Annotated in this window: 13 protein-coding genes and 1 rRNA gene; 11 read left to right on the forward strand and 3 right to left on the reverse strand. The window is 72.7% G+C overall.

The annotated features are described in order from the left end of the window. The first annotated feature begins 9 nt into the window (after window positions 1-9). From rrf to FH609_RS10820, 6 genes are all read left to right on the forward strand, one after another. Window positions 10-126: ribosomal RNA gene (gene rrf / locus FH609_RS10795) — 5S ribosomal RNA — on the forward strand. 83 nt (window positions 127-209) lie between these two features. Beyond that, window positions 210-1,379, forward strand: coding sequence for an acetoin utilization protein AcuC (locus tag FH609_RS10800; protein WP_139675528.1), 1,170 nt, complete (start codon window positions 210-212; stop codon window positions 1,377-1,379). Between the two features lie 614 nt (window positions 1,380-1,993). Next, window positions 1,994-2,203 (forward strand): helix-turn-helix domain-containing protein, encoded by a 210-nt coding sequence (locus FH609_RS10805; RefSeq protein ID WP_122185477.1) that lies wholly within the window; start codon window positions 1,994-1,996, stop codon window positions 2,201-2,203. 127 nt (window positions 2,204-2,330) lie between these two features. Next, complete coding sequence (locus FH609_RS10810) at window positions 2,331-2,429, forward strand: 30S ribosomal protein bS22 (RefSeq protein ID WP_003948845.1); 99 nt, start codon at window positions 2,331-2,333, stop codon at window positions 2,427-2,429. A 66-nt stretch (window positions 2,430-2,495) separates the two neighbouring features. Next, window positions 2,496-3,527, forward strand: a complete 1,032-nt coding sequence (locus tag FH609_RS10815; protein WP_139675527.1) for an NAD-dependent epimerase/dehydratase family protein — start codon at window positions 2,496-2,498, stop codon at window positions 3,525-3,527. After that, window positions 3,520-4,482: a lysophospholipid acyltransferase family protein gene (locus tag FH609_RS10820; RefSeq protein WP_139675525.1), complete on the forward strand. Its 963-nt coding sequence runs from the start codon at window positions 3,520-3,522 to the stop codon at window positions 4,480-4,482. Before FH609_RS10815 ends, FH609_RS10820 begins: the two co-directional genes overlap by 8 nt. 34 nt (window positions 4,483-4,516) lie before the next feature. On the opposite strand, the gene FH609_RS10825 is transcribed toward FH609_RS10820, so the two are convergent. The 3 genes from FH609_RS10825 to FH609_RS10835 all read right to left on the reverse strand — a co-directional run bounded on the left by FH609_RS10825 (window position 4,517) and on the right by FH609_RS10835 (window position 8,270). Then, window positions 4,517-5,773, reverse strand: coding sequence for a DUF5667 domain-containing protein (locus FH609_RS10825; RefSeq protein ID WP_139675524.1), 1,257 nt, complete (start codon window positions 5,771-5,773; stop codon window positions 4,517-4,519). A 367-nt stretch (window positions 5,774-6,140) separates the two neighbouring features. Then, entirely contained in the window at window positions 6,141-6,929 is a 789-nt protein-coding gene (locus tag FH609_RS10830; protein ID WP_139675522.1) for an ECF subfamily RNA polymerase sigma factor, BldN family, read from the reverse strand. Window positions 6,930-7,307: 378 nt separating this feature from the next. After that, window positions 7,308-8,270: an HAD family hydrolase gene (locus FH609_RS10835; RefSeq protein WP_139675520.1), complete on the reverse strand. Its 963-nt coding sequence runs from the start codon at window positions 8,268-8,270 to the stop codon at window positions 7,308-7,310. 75 nt (window positions 8,271-8,345) lie between these two features. Between FH609_RS10835 and FH609_RS10840 the strand changes: the two genes are divergently transcribed. The 5 genes from FH609_RS10840 (at window position 8,346) to FH609_RS10860 (ending at window position 13,609) form a co-directional block, all read left to right on the forward strand. Beyond that, on the forward strand, window positions 8,346-8,642 hold the full coding sequence (locus tag FH609_RS10840; RefSeq protein WP_193318124.1) for a glutaredoxin family protein: 297 nt from the start codon (window positions 8,346-8,348) through the stop codon (window positions 8,640-8,642). 230 nt (window positions 8,643-8,872) lie between these two features. Further along, complete coding sequence (locus FH609_RS10845; RefSeq protein WP_139675516.1) at window positions 8,873-9,643, forward strand: redox-sensing transcriptional repressor Rex; 771 nt, start codon at window positions 8,873-8,875, stop codon at window positions 9,641-9,643. Further along, a complete protein-coding gene (locus FH609_RS10850; protein ID WP_139675514.1) occupies window positions 9,640-10,968 on the forward strand; it encodes a glutamyl-tRNA reductase in 1,329 nt (442 codons plus the stop codon). The genes FH609_RS10845 and FH609_RS10850 overlap by 4 nt, the downstream gene beginning before the upstream one ends. After that, a complete protein-coding gene (gene hemC, locus FH609_RS10855; protein ID WP_139675512.1) occupies window positions 10,965-11,936 on the forward strand; it encodes a hydroxymethylbilane synthase in 972 nt (323 codons plus the stop codon). Before FH609_RS10850 ends, hemC begins: the two co-directional genes overlap by 4 nt. A gap of 62 nt (window positions 11,937-11,998) precedes the next feature. Further along, on the forward strand, window positions 11,999-13,609 hold the full coding sequence (locus tag FH609_RS10860; RefSeq protein WP_405379180.1) for a uroporphyrinogen-III synthase: 1,611 nt from the start codon (window positions 11,999-12,001) through the stop codon (window positions 13,607-13,609). Window positions 13,610-13,896: the final 287 nt, after the last annotated feature.

Consider the following 13,896-nt stretch of genomic DNA (forward strand, 5'->3'; position numbering starts at 1 on the left):
TGTTAGGGTTCCGGTGGTCATGGCGGGAAGGAAACGCCCGGTTACATTCCGAACCCGGAAGCTAAGCTTTCCAGCGCCGATGGTACTGCATGGGGGACCGTGTGGGAGAGTAGGACACCGCCGGACAATTATTGAAGATGGTTGAAGGGGATTACCAAGACTCTCGTCTTGGTAATCCCCTTCAACCTTTTCTGCGTTACGGTGAGGCCATGAGCGGAGAAGCGCGCCTGCTGTGGGACGAGGGCGTCACCCGGTACGACTTCGGCTCGGGTCACCCCATGGACCCGGTGCGACTGACCCTGACCATGGCGCTCGTCGAGGCGCTGGGGCTCGACCGCAGGCTCACCGTGCGCGGTGCGCCCGCCCTCGACGAGGAAACGTTGGCCCTGGTCCACGAGCCCGACTATGTCGAGGCCGTGCGGCGGGCCTCACGCCAACCCGCCGTTCGGGAGGGCGGGTTCGGCCTCGACAGCATGGACAACCCGGCGTTCGCCGGGATGCACGAGGCGTCCGCGCTGATCGCCGGGCAGTCCGTGGCCGGTGCCGAGGACATCTGGCGCGGGGAGGTGGCACACGCGGTGAACTTCGCCGGCGGGCTGCACCACGCCATGCCGGCCGCCGCGTCGGGCTTCTGCGTGTACAACGACCCCGCGCTCGCCATCGCCCGGCTGCTGGAACTCGGCGCCGAACGCGTCGCCTATCTCGACCTGGACGTGCACCACGGCGACGGCGTGCAGAGCGCCTTCTGGTCCGACCCCCGGGTGCTGACGATCTCGCTGCACGAACATCCGCGCAGCCTCTTCCCCGGCACCGGGTGGCCGGAGGAGAACGGTGCCGAGAGTGCCCAGGGCAGTGCCGTCAATGTGGCGCTGCCGGCCGGGAGTTCGGACGAGGCGTGGCTGCGCGCGCTGCACGCGGTGGTGCCCGAGCTGCTGGCGGCGTTCCGACCCCAGGTGCTGGTCTCGCAGCACGGGGCCGACACCCACTTCGAGGACCCGCTGGCCCATCTGACGCTCAGCCTGGACGCCCAACGGCTGGGCGCGGAGGCCGCGCACGCCTGGGCGCACGAGCACGCCGAGGGGCGGTGGCTGGCGTTGGGCGGTGGCGGCTACGCGGTGGTGGACGTCGTTCCCCGGATCTGGAGCCATCTCGTGGGGATCGCCGCACACGCGCCCGTGCCGCCGGAGACCCCGGTGCCGGAGGAGTGGCGGCGGCGGGTCTTCGCGTTGACCCAGGGGGAAGGGCCGCGTCGGATGACCGACGGCAGGGCCCCGCGTTGGTCGGACTGGGGCACCGGATATGATCCGGCGGACCGGGTGGACCAGGCGATCCTCGCCGCGCGCCGGGCGGTCTACCCGCACCACGGTCTGCTGGCCTGACCGCCCCCTCGCGCCTCCGAGCAGGGACGTTGTGGGTGTTCCGCTACGGCCGTTGAGCCGCCGCCCCGTCGGGAGGGACCGTTTACCCTGCGCTCGTTGCGGTGGGGATCTATCGACAAAGCTATGTGATTGCCGCTACGTCTCCCGGCTCGTCGAGTGAGCCGGTCGGGGGCGGTCGCCGAGCGGGGCGACGGTCGCGTTCGGATGTGGCTTCGCGTTGTCACTCGTTCAAGCGGTGTGTGCTTGCGGTGAGTTGACGAGGTCGGCCGTTCGGTCGCCGTTCGGGCTCGGGGGCTTCGGTGCTGGTCAGGGGCGGGAGCGCGGGGGCGGCCGTGTCGGCGGGGCGAGTTGGTGTCCGGGGCGACCAACGTTCCCCGGGAGGCGTCCCGTTGCGGGGTGGCCGTGCCGTGAGACGGGGACTACGCCCTGCGTACGCACTATGTGACAAAGGGTGTTCTCTGTCGTGGTAAGGGACGGCTCGCTGGAAAAGGCCGGTTGAGGCACCTCTTCCCCACTCGCATCACCCGCCCCTAATCTGGGGAGGAGCGCACATGCGAGAGGGAGTCACCGGAGGGGAAGCCGGTGTCCGACATGTGCGGAAGGTCAGGTGTGACATGGCTGCTGCTGAAAGGTCTCTGAGCGAGGCCAAGTTCCTGACCGTGGCGGAGGTCGCCGCGGTGATGCGAGTCTCCAAGATGACCGTGTACCGCCTGGTGCACGCCGGTCATCTGCCCGCGATCCGAGTGGGAAGGTCCTTCCGGGTTCCCGAGCAAGCCGTCCATGAGTACCTCCAGGAGTCCTTTGTCGGCGTCGAGAGCGCCTGACATCGGGCGGAGTCCCCGCGCACCCCTCGATTAACCCGCATCACCCGGTCAACGGTAGGCTGAGCCCATGTAGGTCGTGTGGGCTCGGACGCCCCGCACCGAGTAAGCGAAGTGAGCGAGGGTAGTCGTGGGCTCTGTTATCAAAAAGCGGCGTAAGCGGATGGCGAAGAAGAAGCACCGCAAGTTGCTGAAGCGCACGCGTGTGCAGCGTCGCAACAAGAAGTGAGCGAGCGCTGCTGATCCGGCCCTCTCGCCCTCCCGGGCGGGAGGGCCGACGTGTGTGGAGGGGGCCATGGGCAGGACGGTGCTGGTCACGGGGGCCGGGGACGCGCTGGGGGCTCGGCTCCTGGCCCTGTTGCGGCGCGATCCCGAGGTGGGGCGGCTGATCGCGGTCGACCGGCGCCCGCCGCTGCGGCGGCTGCCCGGGGTCGAGTTCCTGAGCACGGATGTGCGGCGGCCGACGCTGGTGGCGGTGCTCGCGGAGCGCGCGGTGGAGACCGTGGTGCACCTGGACGTGCGGGATGCCCCGCCCGTTCCCGGCGAGAGCCGGTCGGCGGTCAAGGAGAACAACGTCCTGGGCACGATGCAGCTGCTCGGCGCGTGCCAGAAGGTGCCGGGGCTGCGGCGGCTGGTGGTGCGGTCGAGCACTCAGGTCTACGGCAGCCCCGCCAGGGAGCCGGCGCTGTTCGGCGAGGACAGCCCGCCGAGGGCGGCGGCCGGCGGTGGGTTCGCCCGCGATGTGGCGGAGGTCGAGGGCTATGTGCGGGGGTTCGCCCGCCGGCGGCCCGAGGTCGCGGTGACGGTGCTGCGCTTCGCGCATCTGCTGGGGCCCGGCTCGGACTCCCGGATGGCGGCGTACTTCCGGCTGCCCGTGCTGCCGACGATCCTCGGCTACGATCCGCGTCTTCAGCTGGTGCACGAGGACGACGCCCTGGAGGTGCTGGCCTGGGCGGTGCGCGATCCTGGACCGGGCCCGGGGGACGGCGTGTACAACGTGGCGGGCGACGGGGTGTTGACGCTGTCGCAGGCCGCGCGGCGGCTGGGCCGGCCGACGGTGCCGGTGCTGTCGCCGCTGACGCCGTTGGTGGGTTCGGCGCTGCGGTCGTTGGGGATCTCGGGGCTCTCCGCCGAGCAGTTCCGTTCGCTGCTGGCCGGTCGGGTGGCGCGGACGCGCCTGCTGCGGGAGGCGATGGGCGGGCCTCTGCCGCACACGACGGCGGAGACGTTCGCGGACTTCGCGGCGGTGCACGGCGGGGGGCCGCTGGCGCCGGAGCGGCTGTCCCGGGTGGTCGGGCGGTTGGAGGAGGTGGTGCGCCGTGGCTGACGCCAAGGTGATCCCGTTCGACGAGGGCGAGCGCCGTTCCCTGCGGTCGTCCGCCGAGGCGGCGGGCGGGGCCGGTGAGGGCGGCGAGGGCGGCGAGGGCGTGGAGCGGGGGAGCGGGCCGGGGGAGTCGGCGCTGGAGCGCGGGTTGGCGTTCCTGCGGCGGCGGTTGGCCGGCGAGTACGAGGTGGACGACTTCGGCTTCGACCGGGAGCTGACGGACGAGGTGTTGATGCCGCTGCTGCGGCCGGTGTTCGAGCGGTACTTCCGGGTGGAGGTGCGGGGGATCGAGCATGTGCCGGCCGAGGGTGGCGCGTTGATCGTGGCGAACCACTCGGGGACGTTGCCCTGGGACGGGTTGATGACGCAGGTCGCGGTGCGGGAGCGGCATCCGGCGGGGCGGCGGCTGCGGCTGCTGGCGGCGGACCTGGTCTTCCAGCTGCCGGTCGTCAACGAGCTGGCGCGCAAGGCCGGGCACACGCTGGCCTGTGCGGAGGACGCCCAGGAGCTGTTGCAGCGGGGCGAGTTGGTGGGCGTGATGCCCGAGGGGTTCAAGGGCATAGGCAAGCCCTTCGCCGAGCGGTACAAGTTGCAGCGGTTCGGGAGGGGCGGCTTTGTCGCCACGGCGCTGCGCGCGCGGGTGCCGATCGTGCCGTGCTCGATCGTCGGGGCCGAGGAGATCCATCCGATGGTGGGGAACGCGCGGACGGTGGCGCGGCTGTTGGGCCTGCCGTACTTCCCGTTGACCCCGACGTTTCCCTGGTTGGGGCCGCTGGGGGCGGTGCCGTTGCCGACGAAGTGGACGATCGAGTTCGGTGAGCCGATCGAGACGGGCGACCGGCCGCCGGAGGCCGCCGAGGACCCGATGCTGATGTTCCAACTGACGGACCAGGTGCGGGAGACCATCCAGCACACGCTGTACAAGCTGCTGGTGGGGCGGCGCTCGGTCTTCTTCTGAGCTTCTCTGGGAGTCGGGGACGTCTGGGCCAGGCTCAGCGGCCTTCCTCGGTGGGGCCGACGTCGAGGCCCAGCTCGGGGATGAGGTCTTCCAGGAGCGGGGGGATGGTGATGTCGGCCTGGTCCTGGCCGGAGCCCGAGCCGGACTCGGGGGTGCCGGCGGTGGAGCCGGTGGGGCCCTCGGTCTCGGGGGCGACGCCGTCGAGGAGGCCGGTGCCCTCCAGCAGGCCCTCGCCCTCCCGGGACGGCTCGGGGCTGGTCGTGTCGGACTCGGCCTCGGGGGCGGTGGGTTCGTCCGTGGTCGCCTGGGTCTCGGCGGCGTCGGTGTCGGTGGTGGCGGCCGGCGGGCGGAGGGACGCGTTGAGGCGTTCGGTCGAGGCGTTCTCCGTCGGCTCGGGGGGCAGCAGGGAGCGGAGCGGGGCGATGTCCTCGCGCATGGCGTCGAGGACGTCGGTGACCTCCTCCTTGACGTCGCCGAGCTGGGGCGGGAGCGCGCGCCGGACCTCCTGCCAGGTGGCGTTCTGGCCCTCGAAGAAGCTGGAGAGGGACTGGAGGGAGCCGAGGGAGCCGTGCTTCTCGTAGGCGCGGGTCAGCAGGCGGTGTCCCTCGGAGGCGTCGTCGCGCATGTTGGAGAGGGCGCGGCGGATGTCGCCGAGGCGCTCGTGGTCGAGCGGGGAGTCGGCGGGCTGGCGGGCGAGCAGGTCCCTGGCCTCGTGGAGGCGGGTGGTGGCCTGGTCGAGGTAGAGCTGGCCCCGGTCGCTGTCGCCGCTGGCGAAGTCGAGCCGGAGGTCCTCCATGCCGCGCTTGAGGCCGTAGAGGGTGTCGCCGGGGAGGGCGTCGTTGGAGGCGGCGGCGACTCCGCCGAAGGCGCCGGCGGCGACGCTGACGGTGAGCCCGCCGGCGGCCAGGCTCTTGGAGAGGCGGGATCGTGGCCGGAGTCGGCTGAGCGGTCCCGGGCCCTCCTCGCGGGTGCGGCGCTGTTGCGGTGGCACGCGGGGCAGGCCGGGGGCGTTCCCCGCGCTGCCCTCGGCCTGGGCCTCGTCCATCGCGGCCAGCAGCGCGGCGCGTTGGGCGGCGCGGGTATCGGCCGACAGCTCGGGCTTGGGCAGGGCGGCCAGCCGCTCCACCACGGCCAGCAGCGGCGACTGGTCGGCCTCGGGGGCGGCCGGGCGGCGCTCGGCCGTCGTCGCGGTCTGCTCGCCCGGGGGTCGCGTCTCGCCGGGTGGTCGGGCCTCGTCGAGCAGCTGGGCGAAGGCTTGGGCGCGGCGGTTTGCCGACACGGAACCGATCACGGACGGCACCTCCTCTCGTCACACGAAGGACTCCCTGACGGGGCCGGAAGTTTCGGGCTTCCGCCAGGAGCATCCGGAAGAGTGAAAGCACTGGCGGAATGTGGCCGTAGGGAGCCCGCGAACCCGACAACGAGTGGACAGGCACTCGGGTTACGGCTGGCAGATTATGTGACTGAGTGATTGCACATGTCTACCCTCCGCCGTGTTCTGGGGGTGGCTCCCGAGGCGCGGTGGTTCCTGGGTGACGCGGGGTGACGTGGGTGTTCGGGGTGTTCGAGGTGTTCGGGGTGTTCGGGGTGCGCGGCCGGGCGCGGTGGGCGGCTGGGGACGGTGGGTGTGGGCGGGTGGTGGGTGTGGGCGGTGCGGCTCAGCGCGCGTCGTCGGGGAGGAGCCGGGCGAGGGTGCGGACGGCGCGGTACTGGAGGGTCTTGATGGCGCCCTCGTTCTTCCCCATGACGCGGGCGGTCTCGGCGACCGAGAGGCCCTGGAGGAAGCGGAGGGTGACGCACTCCTGCTGCTGCGGGTTGAGCTTGTGAACGGCGTCCAGCAGAGCCGAGTTGGCGAGGGACTCCAGGACCGACTCCTCGGGGCTGCGCTCCACCTCGTTGGCGTCGAGCATCTCGCCGGTGGTCACTTCGAGGCGGAACCGGCTCGACTTGAAGTGGTCGGCGACCAGGTTCCGCGCGATGGTGACCAGCCAGGCGCCGAAGTCGCGGCCCTGCCAGGTGAAGGTGCCGATCCGGCGCAGGGCGCGCAGGAAGGTCTCGCTGGTGAGGTCCTCGGCGGTGGCCCGGCCGCCGACGCGGTAGTAGATGTACCGGTAGACGGTGTCCGAGTAGTGGTCGTAGAGGCTGCCGAACGCCTCGGACTCGCCGTTCTGCGCGCGCTCGACCAGGTCCATCATCCGGCGGCTGTCGCTGTCGGCCGCCGGGCGGCGGGCCGTCGAGGCGCCGGCGGAGCCGGAGCGGGCGCGTCTGCCGGCGGTGGCGGCGCCCGCGGTGCTTTCGGCCAGGGCGTAGGCGAACGGTCCCCCGGGAACTGGTGTGGCGAGGGCAGGGGCGGCGTACGCGGGGGGGACGAGGTCGCGCAGCCGGTCGAGGACCGTCGTGCGCAGCGTAGCCAGGCCCGAGGCGACAACCCCGACGTGTGGGTACACGGGACTCCCAGAGGCAGAGCTTCCAAGACGAGCGGTGCTTGGTCCGGTGCCGTCGCCTGGCTGGAGACGGGTGGGGACCGGAACGCGTCTGAGGAGAATAACGCTTCGTGTAGACGGTGCTACGCCCAGTTGCGTAAATCGCCGATTCGGTTTGAAGAGTTACGCGTTGTGCACACTGCGCCACGGGTACGCCAGGGGTAAAGCGATCACATGGATATGGCTTTTGATCCGCGTGTGACCGATTTTGATCGATGGCCCCTGGCCTGCCCCGTTGTGCCCGGCCGGAGAGGGGTCCAGCCAACCCAACGACCTGGCCGGGGGATGGTCACATCCGGGCGTGCGTTCCCGGTGGTGGGTCGGTGGGTCGGTGGGTCGCGTTCAGCGGCGGCGGCGGTGGACGGCCAGGGCGGCGGCCGCGCCGCCCACCACGGCCCCGGCGCCGGCCGCCGCCGGCACGCCGATCCGCACCGCCTTGCGGCCCGTGCGGTAGTCGCGCAGCCGCCAACCCATCTCCCGTGCGTGGGCGCGGAGTTGGGCGTCGGGGTTGATCGCGTAGGGGTGGCCGACGAGGGAGAGCAGCGGTATGTCGTTCGCCGAGTCGCTGTAGGCCGCGCAGCGGGAGAGGTCCAGGTCCTCCGCCTCGGCCAACGCCCGCACGGCCAGGGCCTTGGCCGGGCCGTGCAGCGGCTCGCCGACCAGGCGGCCGGTGTAGACCCCGCCGACCGACTCCGCGACCGTGCCCAACGCCCCGGTCAGCCCGAGCCGGCGGGCGACGATGGTGGCCGTCTCGACCGGGGCCGCCGTCACCAGCCAGACCCGTTGGCCCGCGTCCAGGTGCGCCTGGGCCAGGGCGCGGGTGCCGGGCCAGATGCGGTGCGCCATGTACTCGTCGTAGATCTCCTCGCCGATGGTCGTCAGCTCGGAGACCCGGTGGCCCCGGACAATGGAGAGCGCGCTGTCGCGGGCGTCGGCCATGTGCCCGGCGTGCTCGGCGCCGGCCAGCCTGAAGTAGGTCTGCTGCCAGGCGAAGCGGAGCAGTTCGCGCGTGGTGACGAACTTGCGCTTGTAGAGGCCGCGGCCGAGGTGGAAGATCGCCGCGCCCTGCATCACGGTGTTGTCCAGGTCGAAGAACGCGGCGGCCTTGGGGTCGCCCGGGGTCGGGAACTCCGGGGCGTCCTCGCCCTCGTGCGCGGGAGCGTGCGCCGCCTGGCGCGCGGCCTCGGCCGCCGCCTCCCCGGCCACCACACTGCGCTCGGTGGCCGTGCGGCGACGCGTGGTGAGCCAACCCCGGGGGCGTTGGGCCCACGACGAGGACAACTCGGTGAAGGGGCGCCTGGCCATGCTTCGAGCATAGTCACCCCGGGCGGGCCGGTGGATGGCGCCGGCATGGCGTCGGGGTGGCCGGGCGGCGGCAGAATGGGCGGCATGAATCCGTTGCGCCGCGCCTCGCGGAAGGCGCCTCCCGTCGAGCGGGCCGAGAGACTGGTCACTCTGGTCGGTCGGCCCGGCTGTCATCTCTGCGACGAGGCGCGGCGGGTGGTGAGCGAGGTCTGTGGGGAGTTGGGGGTCAGATGGGAGGAGAAGGACATCGAGCGGGACGCGGAGTTGCACCGCAGGTACTGGGAACAGATCCCGGTGGTGCTGGTGGACGGCGAGCAGCACGACTTCCTGAGGGTGGACGAGCGGCGGCTCCGGCGCGCTTTGGGAGCCTGACCCGATCTGGATTACCATTCGGGGTCGATTTTTCCCTTCGGGGGCGTATAGGTGAGGAGTGTGGCCAGGTGTCCGTGTTGGTCCATGTGGCACCGGTCACTTTGCCCGGACAAAACGGACACAATCTTTGTGCACGCGTTCACAAAGGCATAGCCTGGGCGCGGTTGAGCGGTTGTGGCCCAGGCGCCGCAGGTAGCCGCCTTCCGGATGGCCCGACCGGCAGGAGCACCGTGGCAACTGGCCGAAACCACCGACCGGCGACCCGAAGCCGAGGGATTCCCGAGGCGACCGTCGCCCGGCTTCCGCTGTATCTGCGGGCCCTGACGGCGCTCTCCGAGCGTTCGGTGCCCACGGTCTCCTCCGAGGAGCTGGCCAGCGCCGCCGGCGTCAACTCGGCCAAGCTCCGCAAGGACTTCTCCTACCTGGGCAGTTACGGCACCAGGGGCGTCGGCTACGACGTCGAGTACCTGGTCTACCAGATCTCCCGTGAGCTTGGTCTCACCCAGGACTGGCCCGTCGTGATCGTCGGGATCGGCAACCTCGGGGCCGCGTTGGCCAACTACGGCGGCTTCGCCTCCCGTGGCTTCCGGGTCGCCGCGCTGATCGACGCCGACCCGGCGCTGGCCGGCCGGCAGGTGGCCGGCATCGAGGTGCGCCACGTCGACGAGTTGGAGTCGATCATCGACACCAACGGCGTGTCCATCGGCGTGATCACCACCCCGGGCGGCGCCGCGCAGCAGGTGTGCGACCGGCTGGTGGCCGCCGGCGTCACCTCGATCCTCAACTTCGCGCCGACGGTGCTCTCCGTGCCCGACGGCGTGGACGTGCGCAAGGTGGACCTCTCCATCGAGTTGCAGATCCTCGCCTTCCACGAGCAGCGCAAGGCCGCCGAGGCGCTCGCCTCCGAGGTGCCCGAACCGCTCGCGCCCGGCGCCGCGCCCCGGGGGCCGAGCCGGGACCAGGGCCCCGACGGCGACATCCCGGCGGTGATGCCGGCATGACGCTGTTGGTCGTCGGGCTCAGCCATCGCAGCGCCCCCGTCAGCCTGTTGGAGCGCGCGGCGCTCACCCAGGACGCCGCCGGTCGGCTGCTGCGCGACCTCGTGGACGGCACCGCCGCCGAGGGCACGCTGCTGGCCACCTGCAACCGCATCGAGCTGTACGCCGAGGTGGACCGCTACCACCCCGGCGTGGACGGGCTCACCGAACTGCTCGCGCGGCACGGCGGGGTGCCGGTCGACGAGCTGCGCCCCTACCTCTACGTCCACTACGAGGACCGCGCGGTGCGGCACCTGATGAACGTCGCCTGCGGCCTGGACTCGATGGTGATCGGCGAGGGGCAGATCCTCGGCCAGATCAAGTCGGCGCTGGCGCTGGCCCAGGACGAGCACACGGCGGGGCGGCTGCTCAACGAGCTGTTCCAGCAGGCGCTTCGGGTCGGCAAGCGGGCGCACAGCGAGACCGGGATCGACCGGGCCGGCCAGTCGTTGGTCACCTTCGGGCTCACGCAGCTGGCGGCCGGCGAGCCGGTCGCCGACTGGGCGGCCGGCCGGCGGGCGCTGGTGGTCGGCGCCGGCTCGATGTCCTCGCTGGCCGCCACCACGCTGGCCCGCGCCGGCGTGACCGAACTGGTGATCGCCAACCGGACCTTGGAGCGCGCCGAGCGGCTCGCCGGCGCGTTGGGGCGCGAGGAGGGCGTGAAGGCGCGCGCGGTGCCGATCAACGCGATCTCCGTCGCGGCCGAGCTGGCCGTCGCCGACCTGGTCGTCTCCTGCACCGGCGCCACCGGCCTGGTGCTCACCGCCGAGACCGTCGCGCACGCCCTCAAGGAGCGCGGCCGGCCGCTGGCGCTGCTCGACCTGGCCATGCCACGCGACATCGACGGCGCCGTGCACGGCCTCGACGGCGCCCGGCTCGTCGACATCGAGTCGCTCGCCGCCGCCTCGGCCGACGCCCCGATGGCCGCCGACGTGGACGCGGTGCGTTCCATCGTCGCCGAGGAGGTCGCGGCCTTCTCCGCCGCCCGCCGGGCCGCGCACATCACGCCCACGGTGGTCGCGTTGCGCGAGATGGCCTCCGACGTGGTGGCCGCCGAGCTGACCCGGCTGCACGGCCGGGTGCCCGACCTCGACGACAAGCAGCGCGCCGAGATCACCAGAACGGTGCGCCGGGTGGTGGACAAGCTGCTGCACGCGCCGACGGTGCGGGTCAAGGAGCTGGCCGGGGAGCCGGGCGGCGACCACTACGCGACCGCGCTGCGCCAGCTTTTCGATCTCGACCCGCGGGCGGCGGTCGCCGTTCGCAACCCGGAACAGGAGCGGTCATGAATGCCCTGCGGCTCGGAACCCGGCGGAGCCAGTTGGCGATGGCGCAGTCACGCGGCGTCGCCGACGAGGTGACCCGGCTGACCGGGCAGCCCGTCGAGCTGGTGGAGATCACCACCTACGGGGACGTCTCCCGGGAGAGCCTGGTGAGCATCGGCGGCACGGGAGTCTTCGTCTCGGCGCTGCGCGACGCGCTGCTGGCCGGGGAGATCGATTTCGCCGTGCACTCGCTGAAGGACCTGCCGACCGCGCAGCCCGTCGAGCTGGCGCTGGCGGCCGTGCCGCCGCGCGCCGACCCCAGGGACGCGCTGGTGGCCCGCGACGGCCTCGGCTTCGAGGCGCTGGCCATGGCCGGCGGCTCCTCGGGCCCGGCCAGGATCGGCTCGGGCTCGCCCCGGCGGATGTCCCAACTCAACGCCTGGGCACGGGCGTTGGGGCGCGAGATCGAGATGGTTCCGATCCGGGGCAACGTTGACACCAGGATCGGGTATGTGCGGTCGGGCGAGCTGGACGCGGTCGTGCTGGCCGCCGCCGGGCTGCGCCGGCTGGGCCGGAGCGCCGAGATCACCGACTTCCTGGCCCCCGACACCGTCCTCCCCGCCCCCGGGCAGGGGGCGCTGGCGGTGGAGTGCGTGGCGTCCCGCACCGACCTGGTCGCCCACCTCGCGCGGCTCGACGATCCCCACACCCGGATCGCCGTGGCCGCCGAACGAACCCTGCTCGCCGACTTGGAGGCCGGTTGCAGCGCCCCCGTCGGGGCCTTCGCCGACCTGCTGGCCGACGGGCAGACCGTCACCGAACTGCGCCTGCGCGGCGTCGTCGGCACCACCGACGGCTCGCAGCTGGTGCAGTTGTCCACCACCGGTCCCCTGCCGGGGTCCGTCGAAGGGGCGGTGGCCGTGGGCCGCCAACTCGCCGACGAGATGCTGGCCAAGGGCGCGGCCGGTCTGATGGGGGAGCGAGCACTGTGAACCCCACCCCCGCGCGCCTCGCGCGCGCCGAGTCGAGCCCGGCCGAGCCGAGCACGGGCGCCCTGGGACACGTCACCTTCCTCGGTGCGGGACCCGGAGACCCGGGTCTGCTGACCCTGCGCGCCGTCGAAGCCCTGGCGCAGGCCGATGTGCTGGTCGCCGACCCGGCCGCCTACGAGGTGGTGCGCGACCACGTCGGGCCGGGCACGGACACCCCGTTGCAGGGCACGGCCGAGGGTGAGCCCCCGACCCTCGCGGGTGACGATGTGGCAGATCTTGTCATGCGGTCCGCGAGCGCCGGCAAGCGGGTCGTCCGTGCCGTGGTCGGCGACCCCGGCCTGGACACCGACACCGCCGAGGACATGCTGGCGCTGGCCGACGCCGGGATCACCTTCGAGGTGGTGCCTGGCGTGGCGCGCGCCGTGGGCGTGACCGCGTACGCCGGCGTGCCGCTGCGCGACGCCGAGGGCGGCGACGTCCGGTTCGTCGACACGCGCACGGCCGGCGAACGCTGTTGGAACGAGATCGGCGGCAGCGACGCCACCGTCGTGCTCAGCTGCGCGCTGGAGACGATCGGGGCGACGGCGGCCCGGCTGGTGACCGCCGGGCGCAAGCCTGACACCCCGCTGACCGTCACCGTGGCCGGCACCACCACCAGGCAGCGCACCTGGACGGCGACCCTGGGCACCGTGGAGCGGACCCTGAAGTCCGCCAAGGTGCTGCCGTCGGCCGGGGCGGAGCGGCCGGTCATAGCCGTGGTCGGCGAACGGGGCGCGACGGCGAGGCGCGACCGGCTGGCCTGGTTCGAGTCCAAGCCGCTCTTCGGCTGGAACGTGCTGGTGCCGCGCACCAAGGAGCAGGCGGCCTCGCTCTCCGACCAGCTGCGGTCCTACGGCGCGGTGCCCAGCGAGGTGCCGACCATCGCCGTGGAGCCGCCGCGCACCCCGCAGCAGATGGACCGGGCGGTCAAGGGCCTGGTCACCGGGCGGTACGAGTGGATCGCCTTCACCTCGGTCAACGCGGTGCGGGCGATCAGGGAGAAGTTCGAGGAGTACGGCCTCGACGCCCGGGCGTTCGCCGGGATAAAGGTCGCGGCCGTCGGCGAGCAGACGGCCAGGGCGCTGGTCGAGTTCGGGGTGCGCCCCGACCTGGTGCCCAGCGGCGAGCAGTCGGCCGCCGGGCTGCTGGAGGACTGGCCGCCGTACGACCCGGTCTTCGACCCGATCGACCGGGTGTTCCTGCCGCGCGCCGACATCGCGACGGAGACGCTGGTCGCCGGGCTGGTCGAGATGGGCTGGGAGGTTGACGACGTCACGGCCTACCGCACGGTGCGCGCCTCGCCGCCGCCGGCGGAGACCCGGGAGGCGATCAAGGGCGGCGGGTTCGACGCGGTGCTCTTCACCTCCTCCAGCACGGTGCGGAACCTGGTGGGCATCGCGGGCAAGCCGCACAACGTGACCGTGATCGCCTGCATCGGTCCGGCGACCGCGCGGGCGGCGCAGGAGCACGGGCTGCGGGTCGACGTGCTGGCGCCGGAGCCTTCGGTGCACCAACTGGCGGAGGCGCTCGCGGAGTTCGGCGCGGCGCGGCGGGACGCGGCGCTGCGGGCCGGCGAGGTACTGAAGCGGCCCAGCGAGAAGCGGCCCCAGCGGCGGCGGACGCGGACGACCTGAGCGCTGGGCGCGGGCGCGCTGAGCGCTGCGCGTGGGCGCGCGGTTGGGCGGCGGTAGCGGGCGCGCGTGCGGGTGCGGTCGTGGTCGCGCGGGTGCGCCGGCGCGCGCCTGGGGCGTGCGCGCCCCGCGCGAGGGCGCGGGGCGCGGCCTCGGGGCGTCGGCCGTCGGCGGCGGGTGCTTGGATGGAACGGTGCTTCGGCGGCGTCGCCGGCCCGTCGTCCGGTCCCCGACCCGCGGGCTGTGGTGGGCGATCGCCGGGGCGCGGCAGGACGGTGCCGGCGTGAGCC

Origin of the sequence: Streptomyces sp. 3MP-14 (genome assembly GCF_006334905.2) — a bacterium.
Taxonomy (GTDB): domain Bacteria; phylum Actinomycetota; class Actinomycetes; order Streptomycetales; family Streptomycetaceae; genus Streptomyces; species Streptomyces triticirhizae.